We start from the raw sequence: 15,300 nt of genomic DNA, 5'->3' as shown, positions 1-15,300 counted from the left end.
ACACAGTGAGCCTGTAAGCCACAAACGGCGTGGCAGCCGGCGAATACCGGGCCTCTGATACCGAATTAATCAGTGCCGGGTGTTAATAAATATAGTGTGTTTATGGAATATCACCTGCTCCGACGGCAGATTTGCGCAGAAAAGCGACATAACGCAGCGTTTTTAGGAGGGTTCTGCAACATATTGCGGCACAATGCCGACCGGTTGCTGACCCGCTAACGGGCCAGATTATTGAGTAAAAAGAAACTCACCGGGGACTCCTCGATCAATGCTCGCGGGTTTTCCGGAAATTTATCTCAGGAAAACGCTCCTGGGTCAGATTGAGGTTAACCATAGTCGGCGCGATATAGGTAAGGTTGTTGCCGCCATCCAGCGCCAGATTAACTTCATTCTTGCGCTGAAACTCGTCAAATTTTTTCGCGTCACCACTTTCCACCCAGCGCGCGGTAGCCACATTGACCGATTCATAGATCGCCTCCACGTTGTATTCGCTTTTCAGGCGCGCCACAACCACATCGAACTGCAGCACCCCCACCGCACCGACAATCAGATCGTTATTGGCAACCGGGCGGAAAACCTGCACGGCGCCCTCTTCTGAAAGCTGGACTAATCCCTTAAGCAACTGTTTTTGTTTCAGCGGATCGCGCAGCCGGATACGGCGAAAAAGTTCCGGCGCAAAGTTCGGTATCCCCGTAAACTTCATGGTTTCACCCTGGGTAAAGGTGTCTCCTATCTGAATGGTGCCATGGTTGTGTAATCCAATGATATCGCCCGGATAAGCCTCTTCGACATGCGCCCGGTCGCCGGCCATAAACGTCAGCGCGTCAGAAATCACTACGTCTTTGCCGGTTCGAACCTGACGTAACTTCATGCCTTTTTCATACTTACCGGAAACCACACGCATGAAAGCCACCCGGTCACGGTGTTTGGGATCCATATTGGCCTGGATTTTAAAAATAAACCCGCTGAATTTTTCTTCAGATGCTTCAACGCGACGGGTATCGGAAACCCTCGGCATGGGTGCCGGGGCCCAGCTGATCAGGCCATCAAGCATATGGTCGACGCCAAAGTTACCCAGCGCAGTGCCAAAAAATACCGGCGTCAGTATGCCCGCAAGAAACGCCGCGTGATCAAATTCATTAGAGGCCCCTTTTACCAGTTCCAGTTCATCACGCAGCTGACTGGCGAGGTCTTCACCAACAGCATCATCCAGTTCCGGATTGTGCAGCCCTTTCACAATGCGCGTGGCCTGAATGGTATGTCCCATACCCGACTGATAAAGATAGGTTTCATCGTTATAGAGGTGATAAACCCCTTTAAACAATTTGCCGCAACCAATTGGCCAGGTGACAGGCGCACAGGCAATTTTCAGTTCGTTTTCCACTTCATCAAGCAGCGCCATCGGATCGCGGATATCACGGTCAAGCTTGTTCATAAACGTCAGAATCGGCGTGTCGCGCAGGCGCGTCACTTCCATCAGTTTACGGGTGCGATCCTCAACCCCTTTTGCCGCATCAATCACCATCAGACAACAGTCAACCGCAGTCAGAGTGCGGTATGTGTCTTCGGAGAAATCTTCATGGCCGGGGGTATCAAGCAGGTTAACCAGCGCCTCACGATAGGGAAACTGCATCACCGAGGTGGTAATAGAAATACCGCGCTGCTTCTCCATTTCCATCCAGTCAGATTTTGCATGCTGGCTGGAACCTCGCCCCTTAACCGTTCCGGCAGTCTGGATCGCCTGGCCAAACAGCAACACTTTTTCAGTGATCGTGGTTTTACCGGCGTCGGGGTGGGAAATAATGGCAAAGGTGCGGCGGCGCGCAACTTCTTGCATAAATGGCGCATTAGACATATTGGTTTGATTCGCTCAATCAGGCTGCATTGCTGGCTTTTCAGCCGCAATACAGCACCTTGTTAATAACAATGGCCGGCATTTTCGCCGATTGGCCACTGAGAAACAATCATTGTCAAAGAAAGGATTGACCGGTCAGGGTTCAGTGTCGCCCGGACCAGACCAGCGTAATTGCATTGACATCGTTGTGTTGCAGCGTGAAAACCAGCTCCATTCCCTGAAAGCGGTAACAACGCCGCTGAATATCCTGATAGCTCTCATACACGCCGGTGCCATAAGCTTGCAAAACCGCCTGCTCTGTCGAACCAATATGGATACCGCGCGCGGTGCGCAGTACGGGCGAGTGGAGAGTAATTTGTGCGATACGGTAGCTGTCGATTTCCTGACGCTGTTTTTCCCAGTCGAGATTAGAGGTGTAGAGGGTAAAGCTATCATACTGATAACGATAAAATTTATACCCCCCTCCCTCTTCCGGAGATGAGCCAACATAATCGCTGTGGCTGGCAGGACCGAGTTTTTCAGCCAGAGCGCTATCCCAGAACGCCATTAACGCCACCTTGTGCTGGTTAATGATCACCGTAAAATCAGCGCGATTTAACGGCAATGCAGCCTGCTCTGTGATCAGGCGTTGGGTTGGCGCAGATGCTAGCTCAGAGGCTTTGATCATTCTTGCCGGCCAGCCAGCCAGTCCCGTGGCAGTCAGAGCCAGAACCACAATTTTATTCATCATGTTAACGCTCCCGCACATTTAATGACAGCTGCTGGCTGGCTTGGCGGAAGTTACCTGCAGCAGTACCGGCGTATAATGATTAGCATTAACCTGATGCATTAATGTCCCCGTCAGGACATAACAGCCTTCCGGCAAATTAATCTTGTTACGATTCACAATCTGCATATCACTGACGTTATCTTCCTGCTGAGCGTTGGGATCGTTAATATCAACTCCCGGTACCGGCATTACCGTAATAGGTTTATCCAGTTCCAGTACTGCCACTTTTACCTGCTGATCATCCGGTCCGTCACCATATCCCGGCGGACCATCAAAGGTCTGCAGGGAAACCTGGCCACTCAGTGTCACTACTTCAGGTTGATAATGGTAAGTTTCAGCCGCACCAGCAGCCGTGGTCATAAAAAAAACGCTGAGAAAAAGCAAAGAAAAGGGACGAAAGCCGTTCATGCCCGGTTCCTGTTGATGACACGTTGGCAAATTTTTGCCTGAAAAGACGCCCTGGCGCCACCCTTTTTATGTTTCTATGCGGAGCAACAGCAGCAGTGTTATTGTCCGGTTGCTGTTTTGCTGGCCGTTGCTGTTAGTCATCAGGGCGTCAGCCCTGCCCAGGACTATCCGGCAACAGGCGGCGGTGTAAATCCGACAACGATGAGACTTCCCAGTCGCAACGTATCCCCTCAGGCGCTGGCTGCCCGGTCGCATTCAGCCAGCAGCTGGCAAAACCGGCATTCATTGCCCCGAGAATATCGGAGTCAGGATTATCACCTACCATCATGACCCGCTGACGTGGTGGGTGCCCCATTAACTCAAGCGCATGATCAAAAATAGCCGGATGTGGTTTTGCCACTCCAACCTGTTCAGAGATCACCACAAATTTAAAATGACTGAGCAGGCCAGTACGCGCCAGTCGCGCCTGCTGCAACGCACTAAAACCGTTGGTAATAATACCCATTTCTACTTTATCTTTTAATGCGTTAAGTAAACTAATTGCGCCCGGCAACGGGTGACAAATTTCTGCCATCGCCTCAAGAAAGCGTTGATTCAGTTCTTGTGGTTCGACACGCAACTTTTCTGCCCAACCGGCAAAGCGGCGATGTTGCAACTGTAGTGCGGTGATGGCACCGTTCTGGTACTCAACCCAGAGTGGTTTATTTACCGCCTGATAGGCACTGTAATCTTCGCGGGTAAAATCGATTTTATAGCGGAGAAACATCTGCCGAAGACCGGCATAAGCATCAAAATGAAACAGCGTGTCGTCAGCATCAAAAAGGATCCAGTCCCAGTTTGTCAGCATGGCTTATATCCTGTCGGTCAATAATTACAATGTCAGCGCCATGACAACGGCGTCTTCACGCCCGTTTGCAGACGGATAATAATGGCGTCGCAACGACACTTCATTGAACCCCTGCTGGCGGTAAAGTGCCAGAGCGGCCAGGTTCGAAGCCCGGACCTCAAGCCACAAGGTCATCACATTGTGCTTTTCCAGCTCGCAAACCAGGTGACTCAACAGCTGGCGGCCAAAACCACGGCGCTGGTAGACCGGGTCCACGGCCAGATTGAATAACGTGGCCTCATCAAGGACCACTTGCGTAATGGCAAATGCAGCCATCTCGCCATCACAATCCAGGCGAAAATTCATAAAACGTTCCCCCTGATTAGCCTGCAGGGTTTGCGCACTCCAGGGAAAAGCATGGCTGCGTTGTTCAATGTCAAACGCCCGCGATAGATCGGCGGCTGTCAGTAAAGAAATGCTGTTCATATTGGCAAATTTGCTGCCAGAGCGCCCGTTTGGCGCCGGCATCGTAATAAAGCGTGTCCAGCGCCGGCGTGAGCAGCGCTACCTTGTGGTTTTCTGTCGCCTGGATACCCAGATACCAGCGCGGGCAGTCGTTGATGTCGTTTACCATCGCCAGCTGATCTGGCGTCAGCGTGAATACCTGCTGTGGCGTCAGCATCAGGCTTTTCAGCACATCAGCCACCAGCGGCTCACTTTGCGCAGGCGGGACTGAGGCGACAATAAGCAGCCGGGTTGCAGGCGGAATTGTCACAACGATATCACCCTGCAACGCCTGAGGGCGACGCAGGCGGTACTGGGTTATCCCCATCTGCTGTAATAACCAGTCTCGTCTTACCGACACAATCTCTCCTGCCCAAACAACGAATGCGAGGCTATGCTAGCAAACCCGTCGAATCTGTGCCAACAAACCACTATAATCGCCGCTCTGATTACACAGGAGCCATTGATGTCAGCATATTCCCCGGCCAGTGAAGTGATCCTGCGCCATAGTGATGAATTTACCGGACGCCGCGTTTTATTTGCCGGCGATTTACAAGATAGCCTGCCCGGCGAACTAACCACCACGCTAAGCCGGGCATACAGCCAACAATATCATCACTGGCAGAGACTGAACCGCCTGATGGGTGAACATGCACAATATGGCCTGACAGCCAATGCCGGAACCCTCAGCGACTGTGATACGCTTATCTATTACTGGCCGAAAAATAAACCCGAAGCACAATATCAGCTGCATAATCTGCTATCACTGCTGCCGATCGGCAGTGATATTTTTATCGTTGGCGAAAATCGTAGCGGCGTGCGCAGCGCTGAACAGCTGTGCTCACCTTTTGCACCCCTGGTTAAAATTGACGGCGCCCGCCGTTGCGGACTGTACCATGGCAGGCTGGAAAAACAGGCAACCTTCGACGCTGATGCATGGTGGCATAACTACACGCTCAATGGCCTGACGATTAACACGCTGCCGGGGGTATTCAGCCACGATGGGATTGATAGCGGCAGTGCGCTGCTACTTTCAACGCTGCGGCCACATACCAAAGGTAAGGTGCTGGATGTCGGCTGCGGTGCCGGTGTACTGCCGGCGGTTCTCGCCAGCCATTCACCGAAAGTACGTTTATGGTTGTGCGATGTCAGTGCAATGGCCCTCAGTGCCAGCAAAGCGACCCTGGCGGCAAACGGAATTGAAGGCGAAGTATTTGCCAGCAATGTATTCAGTGACGTTTCCGGCCGCTTTGACCTGATTTTATCAAATCCACCGTTTCATGATGGGCTTAAGACCAGTCTTGACGCTGCACAAACCCTTATCAGCGGCGCAGTAAAACACCTTAATAGCGGCGGCGAACTGCGTATTGTCGCTAACGCCTTTTTGCCCTATGCACAGTTGCTGGATGAAACCTTTGGTCAGCATCAGGTGCTGGCGCAAACCGGACGTTTTAAAGTGTACAGTGCCATCTATGGCGCGGCGGCAAAAAAAGCCCGTACCACCGGCCAGAAACCTGATGACAACCACGCCAGCATCCGGCGCAGATAATGCCATGCTGCCATTCTGTTACCCTGATGTTTTTTGCGGCGTTCTCATCGCCATAACGAAATAATCATTGACGCGCCCGGTAAAAACACTAGAATGCGCCTCCGTGGTTGCAATACTGAAATATTGCCGGTAAGCGAAGGTGGCGGAATTGGTAGACGCGCTAGCTTCAGGTGTTAGTGTCCTTACGGACGTGGGGGTTCAAGTCCCCCCCCTCGCACCAAAACCACGCAGATTGCTATCGCTTTGCACCTGTGCGAAGGTGGCGGAATTGGTAGACGCGCTAGCTTCAGGTGTTAGTGTCCTTTCGGACGTGGGGGTTCAAGTCCCCCCCCTCGCACCAGACGGCGATACAATCTTAAATTACAGAACAGTGCGAAGGTGGCGGAATTGGTAGACGCGCTAGCTTCAGGTGTTAGTGTCCTTACGGACGTGGGGGTTCAAGTCCCCCCCCTCGCACCACGGCTTGTTTGTTCGCGTGACAGGCTGTGATTTCCCTCAGCATCATCCCTTATGCCAGCGCCCGTCCGACGAGTACCGGTTACAGTGAAGCGGCGTGAAGCGTAATAGTCAGTAATCCCCCACCAAGTGCCATACACGAAGGCAACAGCATATAATGACGCAAGCGCGGGTGGAAAAGCATGCCAGCGGTCATCAGCAACCCCAGACCAATCAACAGCCGCCAGGTTTCAAAAGAGATCTCCAGCAAAGCAAGTAAAGGTACAGCCAGCAGCGGTACAATCACCCCCCAGCCACTTTCCAGCGTTTTTGCCAGCATTGCGCTCCCCCTCTGACCGGACATTCATCAGTGTCTGACATGCACCAAAATGATAATGATTACCATAAGCATATGCTAATTTATATCATTTAGCTACCAGCAGGTGAAGCGCGTGGCTGACTGATGACAGCCCGTCATGAAAGTGTTAAATTTAACCAGTATTGCACTTACTGCTTTAAATAATTACGTCACTAAACTTTCCAGCCGAATTTATATTTTAACCGGCCGGGCGTAATGCTTTGATTTTTCAAAGTAGCCATGAGAAATAAAATGAAAATACAAAGTTACGATGAATTGCTGCATAGCAAGCATCGGCTATCGCTGATGCTATTTCTCTTTTTGAATCTTGCCACCTCTTTATTTAGTATGCTGCGTTTGCACAGTACGCTGCATATTTCACTGACACAGCCGGTTTTACTGATAAGTGTTATATGCTGCGGCCTGCTTTTATGGATGATTTTATTGCCGCAATGGAAATTTCCGTTATTAAATATTGTTGCTTTTATTATCGGTTTGCTTTGGGCATGGCAGATTTATCTCAAAAATGATTTGGCCTTTTATTTTGACGGCAGCTTTTTACTGATTAGTTTACTCAGCGTGTTCTTTATCGTTGCGATTGCGCTGGGAGATCACCTGCTGGCTTTTTGCCTGCACATCACGCCAGCTTCCGTCACTGCCCTGCTGCTGGACAACGGAAATGACATGGCGATGCTGCTATTTATCATTATCATGCCGCTGATTGGTTTTGCACTACACCACGTCATGCTGCGCCGCCGCGACCAGTTTACCCGCCAGCTGCTACGCCAGCTTTACCGGGAAAAAGAAACCCTCAGTGATTTAAGCATGCTTGATCCGCTAACCGGGTTGTACAACCGCCGTGGCCTGAAAAATCGCCTGAATAATATCCTCGAAAATCACAGTGGCAGTCACTTTGTGCTACTGCTGGATATCGACCACTTTAAAGCTTATAACGACAGCTATGGGCATGCGATGGGCGATCAGGCGCTTATTCGGGTCTCTGCAGCAATTCGTGACGCCGTGCGTTCACGTGATATTGTCGCCCGCTATGGCGGCGAGGAATTTCTGGTGCTGCTCACTAACGTCAATGAAGCTATTGCCCGCAAGCTGGCCGAACGCATTCGCGAATCAGTGCTGGCACTGGAAATCCCCCATCGGAATAATAAAGAAGTCTCCACCCAGGTGACGGTCAGTGCAGGCTTTGCACCCATGCTGGCCGATGACTTTGATGCCGCCGTAACCCATGCCGACCGGGCGCTATACCAGGCAAAAAGCCGCGGACGCAACACTATCCTATGCGCCAGCGAGCTGGAACTCACCAGTCTGCGTCAGCCGGAAACAGCGGGCTCACTCTGAAACCGGTCATTGCGTTAAGGCACATCATGCTGCCGCTGATTTGCCCGCAGATGTTTGTGCTTGTTGCCATCGCAACCCTTAGATAGAATCAATAACGATTATCATTCTTTTTACGTTTATCTTTATCTTACCTGCCGGATAACACAGGGTCATATGGCTATCGTCAACCAAAAACAGCTTAATCAGCATAACGATTCGTTGATTTTTGTTCAGCATGATCCGGTGCTGGCGGCGTCATTACACCAAAAACTTAAATCACAACAACCATCAATGCTGGACACCTTCAGGTTCTGCGAGGCGGTGCCACAGGGTTGCATGACGCTGGCGCACTGGTCACAACCGGCCACTTTCCGCCATCACTGTCAGCGGTATGCTGACTTTCTCTATCGTCATCATCCGCAGGCTCAGCAACAGGCAAAACCCCTGCAATCACTCTGGGCACAGTGGTATTTTGGCCTTTGCCTGCCACCGCTGATGCTGATGCTATTGCAGGAAGAACGCGCCATTGACTGCCACCCAGGATGTCTGCATCTGACATTTCATGAAACCGGGCGTCCACAGGCGTTCTGGTGTCAGGTACAGGAAGACCAGACTGCCCGCTTTATGAGTCCCGCCTGTCGCCTCGGGCGCCTGATTGAGCGCCATCTGATGCCGGTCATCAAGGCCATTGAGCGTCTGGGGGATATTAATGCCAGGCTAATCTGGAATAATACCGGGTTTCTGATGCACTGGTTGCTGGCTGACATACTGGCACCGACTGACGCGACGCAACGTGCTGAGCTGGAACATATGCTGTTCTTCTGTACTACGTTACCCGGCGGTGGCAACAACCCGCTTTATCGCACCGTCATTCCACGCCAGGGTATAATGCAGCGACGCAGCTGCTGCCAGCGCTACCGCATCCCGGGCATTGAGCGCTGTGGCGACTGCACCCTGCAATCAGCAGGCACAGAGTAATTATTTACACTTTACTTACATTGTGGCACTTTTATCAGCTTTACAGCCGAGAATACCGTATGAGCCTGGAGTCTGTGCGCGACTATTTCGCCGAACACGCCCCTGACATTACCATTATTGAACTGAATGAAAGTACGGCAACGGTCGATATGGCGGCCCGCGCGCATGGTGTTTCCCCAGGCCAGATAGCCAAGACCCTGTCGCTAAAAGTAAAAAATAGCGTGGTCCTGGTGGTCACCCGTGGCGATGCCCGCCTGGATAATCGCAAATTAAAAGACGTGTTGGGGGCAAAAGCCCGTATGCTGACCGTAGATGAAGTGGTTAACTGGACCGGCCATCCGGTCGGCGGCGTATGTCCTTTTGGCCTGGAAAATCCGCTGAGTGTCCTCTGTGATCTTTCGCTGCAAGCCTTTGATGAAGTCCTGCCTGCTGCCGGTTCAGTGAATAGCGCAGTGCGTATCAGCCCGCAGCGGCTGGCTGAACTTACCCACGCTCGCTGGGTTGACGTTTGCCAGTCAGTTGAATTTAGCAGCCGCTAAAACCATGCCCGGCCCGATGCCGGGCATCATAGACTTAGCCGGCAGACTGACCGGATATCGTTACGCCACGGGTTTCACGTCCGAAATACGTGATAATACAGATAAGTATTGCCACCGTGCCGGCAACCAGCGCCAGCGCCAGACCATAGTCACCGTTATGATTTTGCGCGACCGTGGACTGAAGCGTCGCATTAACTGAAGCCAGCAAGTTCCCTAGCTGATAGACAAATCCCGGTAATACCGCGCGGGCGTTAGCGGGTACCAGCTCGGTAAGATAACCCGGAATAACCCCCCAGGCGCCCTGTACCATGAATTGCATCAGAAACGCGCCAATTCCCACCATCAGCGACCCGCTGGAAAATGCCCACAACGGCAGAACCGGCAGAGCCAGCGCCGATGCCAGAATGATGGCTTTTTTGCGGCCAATTTTCTCCGATAACGCCCCGAACAATATGCCGCCAAGCATTGCCGCAATATTGTAGGCAATGGCAATCAGGCTGACCGTATGGGGATCAAACTGATGCTGAACTTTCAGGAAAGTAGGATATAAATCCTGGGTACCATGGCTGAAAAAGTTAAAACAGCACATCAGAATGACCAGGTAAAGACACAGTTTCCAGTGACTACGGATCAGCGGCATCAGAGCGACGCTCTCTTTACGCTCTCTTGCTGCCAGCCAGACAGGGGATTCGGGTACTTTAAAATAAATAAACGGCAGCAACAGAATCGGTAACGCACCAATAAGAAACATCCCGCGCCAGCCGACCAGAGTATAAAACAGGCCGTAGCAAATAGACGCCAGCAGATAGCCGGAAGGATACCCCGCCTGAAAAATACCAGACATCAACCCGCGGGAACGATCCGGAATTGTTTCCATTGCCAGTGATGACGCCACTCCCCACACGCCCCCCATAGCAATACCGTAAATGATCCGGAAAACGAAGAAAGTGCCCAGGGTCGGTGACCAGGCGGATAACAATTCAAACACGGTAAAACAGATAATATTCAGCATCAGGATTAGGATTAGGCGACGACCATATTTCTCTGCCAGCCGCCCAAATAATAATGCGCCCAGCGGCCGCACGGCGAGAGTTAACATAATTGCCAGCGAAACATGAGGAATATTAGTGCGAAAATTATCGGCAAGATCGCTTAATACAAACACCAGAATAAAAAAATCGAACGCGTCCAGCATCCAGCTCGCAAAGCAAGCCGAAGCGACGTTGCGTTGAGTCGGGGTCCAGTTAAACATAGGTTGTCCTGTTTATATGCCTGAACTCATAGGCACAGGCTAATTATACGACGAGGCAGGTCATTGACCGAAAACCCCAGGGGATTGCCGGCACAATAACCATCAGGATGTTAACCTTTTGCTTATAGCATGTAACAACAGATGCTAATGTAGACAATTGTCAGCGTTCGCTTCCAGCAGTAAGCAACTATTTCAGCGCGCTATTTTTCGGGCACCAGCGCGGAAAAATAGTGTTCCAGCATGGCAATCAGCTGGCCATTATCAACCTGCTGTAAAACGTGGATCAGGCTGCTGACCGACTCTTCAATACCCACATTAAGACGCAAGGGTGGACGGTAGCGCCATGATTTTCCTCGTGTAGGGCCAGGACGGAGTTCAACATCAACATAGTAATCAGCGGCAGTGGCGACCCGCTGGTTCAGCAACCAGGCAACCACCAGCGCATCATGAATCCAGCAGCCTGGAATATGACGCTGGGCTATCGAATAATCAATCCAGGGCCGCATCGTTTCACAGACAAACTGTACAAGCGGATGATCAATACGGGCCAGCCTTTGCAAATCCTGATGCGTCATCAGCGTGCGGGTAGTGACATCCATAGGCACCAGCGTAATATTGGCACCGCTGTGTAGCACCTTCCATGCCGCCTCCGGGTCGAAACCAAAATTGGTGTCCTTGATGTAACCATCAAGGGCAAAAACACCGCCCATAATGGCGATTTCTTTCACTGCATGCGCCATTAGTGGGTATTTTGCCAGCGCCGCCGCCACATTGGTTAATGGACCAATGGCGACCAGCGTTATTTCGCCAGGATTTGCACAAATAAGCTGACCAATCGCATCGGCGGCAGTATCTTCTCCGGCGGTAAATTGCTGCGGCTGGCGCACACCCTGCCACAATTGTTTTAAGGCCGGGTCCAGCAGACGATTATCCAGAATTTCACGCCAGGGCGCGGCAGGTTCAACCTCAGCACAGCTGGCCCCCCGAACCACTGGAATATCCAGTTTAAGGCGGGATAATAAATCTTTAATGACACTATAGCCGGTTGTAACCGGGGTGTTGCCGGCGACAACGGTAATCAGATCGAGTGAAATTTCTGGCGCAGCAATAGCGAGGGCTAACGCAAGACCGTCATCCACATTGGAACCCGCAATACCGTTTCCCGGATCGCAATCAATAATAATTCTTTTCATCTTTAGCTATTAGATTAATTATCTGGCTGTTGCTGGGCTGATTTCTTCGCGAAACAGCCGCAGGATTCCCCGATCTCAAGACGATGAGCAAATTCACGAAGCATCGGCTCAGCCGTCCAGTTTTGTAACATTTCAAACGCTGCACGCGCCATCGCCACCACCGGTTGACGCACCGTGGTTAACGAAGGTACGTGGAAGGCTGACTGTTCGGTCCCGTTAAAACAAACCAGCGCAACGTCTTCCGGCACACGAAGTCCGGCCTCCGCAAGCGCCCGCACACAGCCAATTGCCTGTAGCTCGTTGCTGGCAAACAGTGCCCGCGGAGCGTGTTTCAGCATCAGCATCTTTTTCGTTGCCTGATAGCCGCCAGCCCGGGTATAAGGGGCCGGAAAAATCCAGTTTTCATTCACAGACAAATCATTCGCCTTCATGGCATCACACCAGCCTTTTACACGGTCCTGTGCATTCAACATCTCCGGTGGTCCGCTGATGATGCCAACCTGCTGATAACCATGACTTAGCAAATGGTCTGTCACCTGACAGGCCGCCGCGCGTTCATCAACCCGCAACACGCTGACCTGATGCTCACCAGGATTTATCCGATCCAGCATCACCAGCGGCGTGCCGGTCTGCTGAATCAGGTCGATATAAGGGTGACGATCCACGCTGATATAAATAATCCCGTCGACCTGTCTTTCCAGCAAATTATTGATAAGTTCGAATTCACGCTGGCGACTGTCACCCGCATCGCCAAGCAACATCACCTGCCCTTTTGCCAGCACTTCCTGCTGTAGCGCATGCGCCAGTGACGCCACAAACACATTGGAAATATTCGGCACCACCAGGCCAAAAGTCTTGGTGGTGCCGGAGGCCAGTGCACGGGCAACGCTGTTAGGACGATAACCCGTCTTTTTTATTGCCTGTAATACTTTTTCACGCGTTGCTTTCGCCACCGGACGCGGGCCGTTATTTATTACATAACTGACCACGGCAACCGAAGTACCGGCCTCTCTTGCAACATCGGCGCGCGTTGCCCGCCCTGAACCCTGTTTCGCCAATCTCTGTCTGCCTTATCGCTAATCAGCCTGCGGCTATATTGCGTCCTCAGGTAAGTTGAGATCCCGTCCACGGGTTTCCGGCGCGACGAAAGTAGTCAGAAAGCCAATGGCGGCCATAACAACGAAATAGCTGGCAATACTCCACCAGTGGCCACTCCATGAAAGCAATGCGGCCGCTATCAACGGTGCCGTTCCTCCTGATAGAATCGATCCCAGCTCCTTGGCTGTCGCCATCCTGGTGTAGCGATGGGTTACGCCAAATAATTCAACGCCCCAGGCGGCCTGTACGCCAAAGATGCCGAGAGAAGCCAATGCCATGCCAACAACAATGGTGGGAATAACAATTGCCGGCTCCCGGGAATCTAACAACATAAAAGCAGGGAAAGCATAAAGCATCAGCAGCAGACAGAAGCCGCGATAAGTAATACGGCGGCCAACACGGTCGGAAAGCCAGCCAGCAAAAGGAATAATCGCAAAGCCCAGTAATGAGGCGATAAAAACTGCTGTCGTGGCAACGGATTTATCTACAGACAATACCTTCACCACATAACCTATGATAAAGCCCTGCGCCAGATAAGAGGGGCCATTCTCACCAATACGCAGGCCAATCATTACCCAAAATGCTTTATTTTTCCACCAGTTAACATCGTCCACCTGATGATCCTGTCGCGCCTGTAAATCACTACGCAGGGCTTCGACCTGACGTTTTTTACGTTCAAATACCGGGGTCTCTCGCAGATGGCGGCGGATCCATACTGCCACCAGCGCTATTAGCGCACTGCATAAAAAGGGGATACGCCAGCCCCAATCAACCAGCTGTTGCGGGTCCATTTGCACCACCAGCAGCCAGACTAATGAAGCCAGCAACGTGCCGCTGTTAGAACCAAGTGCAATCACCGAGGATACCAGTCCGCGTTGTCTGGTCGGCGCATACTCTGCCAGGGTGACCGTACCACCGGAAAGTTCGGCTCCAGCACCAAAACCCTGGCTAAAGCGCAGTAGCACCAGACAAACCGGTGCCCAGATACCGATTGAATGATAGCTGGGAATCACGCCAATCAGCATGGTGGACAGCCCCATTAATATAATGGTGGCAACCATCACAACCTTGCGCCCTTTACGATCCCCTAACCAGCCAAAAAACAACGCACCAATAGGCCGGGCAATAAAGCCTACCGACCAGGTCGCAAAGCTGGACAGCAAGGCCATTGCCGGTGACGCGTCGGGGAAAAATACATCGCCAAAAATGATACCGGCAGCCAATCCGTACAAGGCAAAATCGGCGTATTCCATCGCCGTACCTAACCAACATGAGAAGGTGGCACGTAAAAAGTCTTTGTGGCCTTGGGGTGTAGTTAATTGAACATCGGCGGCAGCGTCAGATACCGAGCCACCTGAATAGTGTGTTTCAGACATGATAACAATCCCTGCATTTAGGCATACGTGTATGTATTGCGCTGGTCATGTCCCATTTGAATAGGGAGCAAACATCGCGGCAAACATGTGCTTACTGACCCGACTGATGGTTCAGAAGAGGATTCCCTGGTGTTGGTATCCGCGCATACTCTGTATGAAATGACGTTAACTTCCCGTCTAATTAGTAACTTTTCTTATCAATACACAGAGTATGTAAAACATGAATCAGTCACGCAAGCAGCGTAGATCCGCAATGATTGCTTATCTGTAATTATATCTACGCGCGTAGATTTATCAAGAAAATCTCGAAAATAATGCATCTACCTTTACATTGCTTACGGGCTAAACCATAGCGCCTGCTACTGAAATGCCGGGTCAACCAGGGTTATAACTGCCCATAATGTCAGTAAAATGACACAGATACACCGATCCCGCGTTCGGGATAAACACAGGAAGTGCTGGCCCCGCCAGACAAAACCGTGAAGCACCTTATTCCGGTCCCAGGTAATGACTGGCCGCTATCCCTGCAGCCCCTCAGCCCGGAAACCCTCCTGAAGGGAGCTGGCCGACCAGCGTGTCAGTGACGATATCCAACACGCCAGCGTTGTTCTGCTTTTGGTATGTTGCCGCATATTATGCGAATAAAATGCGGCCATCTGCCTGAAAAAACAGCAACCAGTCTGCAGCATGCTGGATTGCATGGCACAGTTATCTTATAATCCCGCGCCTCGGCCCCTTAGCTCAGTGGTTAGAGCAGGCGACTCATAATCGCTTGGTCGCTGGTTCAAGTCCAGCAGGGGCCACCAGATTTAAGCTTGTTAATCG

15 protein-coding genes and 4 tRNA genes are annotated in these 15,300 nt (G+C 51.6%); 8 read left to right on the top strand and 11 right to left on the bottom strand.

Going from position 1 to position 15,300, the window contains the following annotated elements; genetic code table 11:
- Window positions 1-265: 265 nt before the first annotated feature.
- From prfC to BL249_RS07125, 6 genes are all read right to left on the bottom strand, one after another.
- Window positions 266-1,855: a peptide chain release factor 3 gene (gene prfC / locus BL249_RS07150; protein ID WP_099705962.1), complete on the bottom strand. Its 1,590-nt coding sequence runs from the start codon at window positions 1,853-1,855 to the stop codon at window positions 266-268.
- A 142-nt stretch (window positions 1,856-1,997) separates the two neighbouring features.
- Entirely contained in the window at window positions 1,998-2,585 is a 588-nt protein-coding gene (locus tag BL249_RS07145) for a hypothetical protein (RefSeq protein WP_143354793.1), read from the bottom strand.
- Between the two features lie 18 nt (window positions 2,586-2,603).
- Window positions 2,604-3,032 (bottom strand): DUF4431 domain-containing protein, encoded by a 429-nt coding sequence (locus tag BL249_RS07140; protein WP_099705960.1) that lies wholly within the window; start codon window positions 3,030-3,032, stop codon window positions 2,604-2,606.
- A gap of 148 nt (window positions 3,033-3,180) precedes the next feature.
- Window positions 3,181-3,879: a pyrimidine 5'-nucleotidase gene (gene yjjG, locus BL249_RS07135; RefSeq protein ID WP_099705959.1), complete on the bottom strand. Its 699-nt coding sequence runs from the start codon at window positions 3,877-3,879 to the stop codon at window positions 3,181-3,183.
- Window positions 3,880-3,903: 24 nt separating this feature from the next.
- On the bottom strand, window positions 3,904-4,344 hold the full coding sequence (gene rimI / locus BL249_RS07130) for a ribosomal protein S18-alanine N-acetyltransferase (protein ID WP_168174284.1): 441 nt from the start codon (window positions 4,342-4,344) through the stop codon (window positions 3,904-3,906).
- On the bottom strand, window positions 4,295-4,723 hold the full coding sequence (locus BL249_RS07125; RefSeq protein ID WP_099705957.1) for a DNA polymerase III subunit psi: 429 nt from the start codon (window positions 4,721-4,723) through the stop codon (window positions 4,295-4,297). The genes rimI and BL249_RS07125 overlap by 50 nt, the downstream gene beginning before the upstream one ends.
- Before the next feature lie 105 nt (window positions 4,724-4,828).
- Between BL249_RS07125 and rsmC the strand changes: the two genes are divergently transcribed.
- From rsmC to BL249_RS07105, 4 genes are all read left to right on the top strand, one after another.
- Entirely contained in the window at window positions 4,829-5,911 is a 1,083-nt protein-coding gene (gene rsmC / locus BL249_RS07120) for a 16S rRNA (guanine(1207)-N(2))-methyltransferase RsmC (RefSeq protein WP_099705956.1), read from the top strand.
- A 133-nt stretch (window positions 5,912-6,044) separates the two neighbouring features.
- Window positions 6,045-6,131, top strand: a tRNA-Leu gene (locus BL249_RS07115).
- 33 nt (window positions 6,132-6,164) lie between these two features.
- Window positions 6,165-6,251 (top strand) — tRNA-Leu (locus BL249_RS07110).
- A 32-nt stretch (window positions 6,252-6,283) separates the two neighbouring features.
- A tRNA-Leu gene (locus tag BL249_RS07105) sits at window positions 6,284-6,370 on the top strand.
- 79 nt (window positions 6,371-6,449) lie between these two features.
- Here the strand turns inward: BL249_RS07105 and BL249_RS07100 are convergent.
- Window positions 6,450-6,686: a DUF1435 family protein gene (locus BL249_RS07100; RefSeq protein ID WP_099705955.1), complete on the bottom strand. Its 237-nt coding sequence runs from the start codon at window positions 6,684-6,686 to the stop codon at window positions 6,450-6,452.
- A gap of 270 nt (window positions 6,687-6,956) precedes the next feature.
- On the opposite strand from BL249_RS07100, the gene BL249_RS07095 reads away from it, so the two are divergent.
- From BL249_RS07095 to BL249_RS07085, 3 genes are all read left to right on the top strand, one after another.
- The gene (locus tag BL249_RS07095) at window positions 6,957-8,060 is read left to right on the top strand and encodes a GGDEF domain-containing protein (RefSeq protein ID WP_099705954.1); all 1,104 of its coding nucleotides are present in this window, start codon (window positions 6,957-6,959) and stop codon (window positions 8,058-8,060) included.
- A 153-nt stretch (window positions 8,061-8,213) separates the two neighbouring features.
- Window positions 8,214-9,017, top strand: a complete 804-nt coding sequence (gene fhuF / locus BL249_RS07090) for a siderophore-iron reductase FhuF (RefSeq protein WP_099705953.1) — start codon at window positions 8,214-8,216, stop codon at window positions 9,015-9,017.
- 59 nt (window positions 9,018-9,076) lie between these two features.
- On the top strand, window positions 9,077-9,556 hold the full coding sequence (locus BL249_RS07085; RefSeq protein ID WP_099705952.1) for a YbaK/EbsC family protein: 480 nt from the start codon (window positions 9,077-9,079) through the stop codon (window positions 9,554-9,556).
- 34 nt (window positions 9,557-9,590) lie between these two features.
- On the opposite strand, the gene BL249_RS07080 is transcribed toward BL249_RS07085, so the two are convergent.
- The 4 genes from BL249_RS07080 to BL249_RS07065 all read right to left on the bottom strand — a co-directional run bounded on the left by BL249_RS07080 (window position 9,591) and on the right by BL249_RS07065 (window position 14,475).
- Complete coding sequence (locus BL249_RS07080) at window positions 9,591-10,808, bottom strand: MFS transporter (protein WP_099705951.1); 1,218 nt, start codon at window positions 10,806-10,808, stop codon at window positions 9,591-9,593.
- A 200-nt stretch (window positions 10,809-11,008) separates the two neighbouring features.
- Window positions 11,009-12,001, bottom strand: coding sequence for a nucleoside hydrolase (locus BL249_RS07075; protein WP_099705950.1), 993 nt, complete (start codon window positions 11,999-12,001; stop codon window positions 11,009-11,011).
- Between the two features lie 14 nt (window positions 12,002-12,015).
- Entirely contained in the window at window positions 12,016-13,059 is a 1,044-nt protein-coding gene (locus BL249_RS07070; protein WP_099705949.1) for a LacI family DNA-binding transcriptional regulator, read from the bottom strand.
- A 33-nt stretch (window positions 13,060-13,092) separates the two neighbouring features.
- Entirely contained in the window at window positions 13,093-14,475 is a 1,383-nt protein-coding gene (locus BL249_RS07065; protein WP_099705948.1) for an MFS transporter, read from the bottom strand.
- A 730-nt stretch (window positions 14,476-15,205) separates the two neighbouring features.
- Here BL249_RS07065 and BL249_RS07060 point away from each other — a divergent pair.
- Window positions 15,206-15,281: transfer RNA gene (locus tag BL249_RS07060), tRNA-Ile, on the top strand.
- The last annotated feature ends 19 nt before the right edge of the window (window positions 15,282-15,300 follow it).

Origin of the sequence: Erwinia sp. OLFS4, from assembly GCF_002752165.1 — a bacterium.
Classification (GTDB): Bacteria; Pseudomonadota; Gammaproteobacteria; order Enterobacterales; family Enterobacteriaceae; genus Izhakiella.
Note: the sequence above shows the minus strand (reverse complement) of the source record. Positions and strands in the feature narration are given on the sequence as shown.

Coding starts and splice junctions, on each gene's coding strand:
- prfC (WP_099705962.1), bottom strand. CDS start 1,855: ATGTCTAATGCGCCATTTATGCAAGAAGTTGCGCGCCGCCGCACCTTT.
- BL249_RS07145 (WP_143354793.1), bottom strand. CDS start 2,585: ATGATGAATAAAATTGTGGTTCTGGCTCTGACTGCCACGGGACTGGCT.
- BL249_RS07140 (WP_099705960.1), bottom strand. CDS start 3,032: ATGAACGGCTTTCGTCCCTTTTCTTTGCTTTTTCTCAGCGTTTTTTTT.
- yjjG (WP_099705959.1), bottom strand. CDS start 3,879: ATGCTGACAAACTGGGACTGGATCCTTTTTGATGCTGACGACACGCTG.
- rimI (WP_168174284.1), bottom strand. CDS start 4,344: ATGAACAGCATTTCTTTACTGACAGCCGCCGATCTATCGCGGGCGTTT.
- rsmC (WP_099705956.1), top strand. CDS start 4,829: ATGTCAGCATATTCCCCGGCCAGTGAAGTGATCCTGCGCCATAGTGAT.
- BL249_RS07100 (WP_099705955.1), bottom strand. CDS start 6,686: ATGCTGGCAAAAACGCTGGAAAGTGGCTGGGGGGTGATTGTACCGCTG.
- BL249_RS07095 (WP_099705954.1), top strand. CDS start 6,957: ATGAAAATACAAAGTTACGATGAATTGCTGCATAGCAAGCATCGGCTA.
- fhuF (WP_099705953.1), top strand. CDS start 8,214: ATGGCTATCGTCAACCAAAAACAGCTTAATCAGCATAACGATTCGTTG.
- BL249_RS07085 (WP_099705952.1), top strand. CDS start 9,077: ATGAGCCTGGAGTCTGTGCGCGACTATTTCGCCGAACACGCCCCTGAC.
- BL249_RS07080 (WP_099705951.1), bottom strand. CDS start 10,808: ATGTTTAACTGGACCCCGACTCAACGCAACGTCGCTTCGGCTTGCTTT.
- BL249_RS07075 (WP_099705950.1), bottom strand. CDS start 12,001: ATGAAAAGAATTATTATTGATTGCGATCCGGGAAACGGTATTGCGGGT.
- BL249_RS07065 (WP_099705948.1), bottom strand. CDS start 14,475: ATGTCTGAAACACACTATTCAGGTGGCTCGGTATCTGACGCTGCCGCC.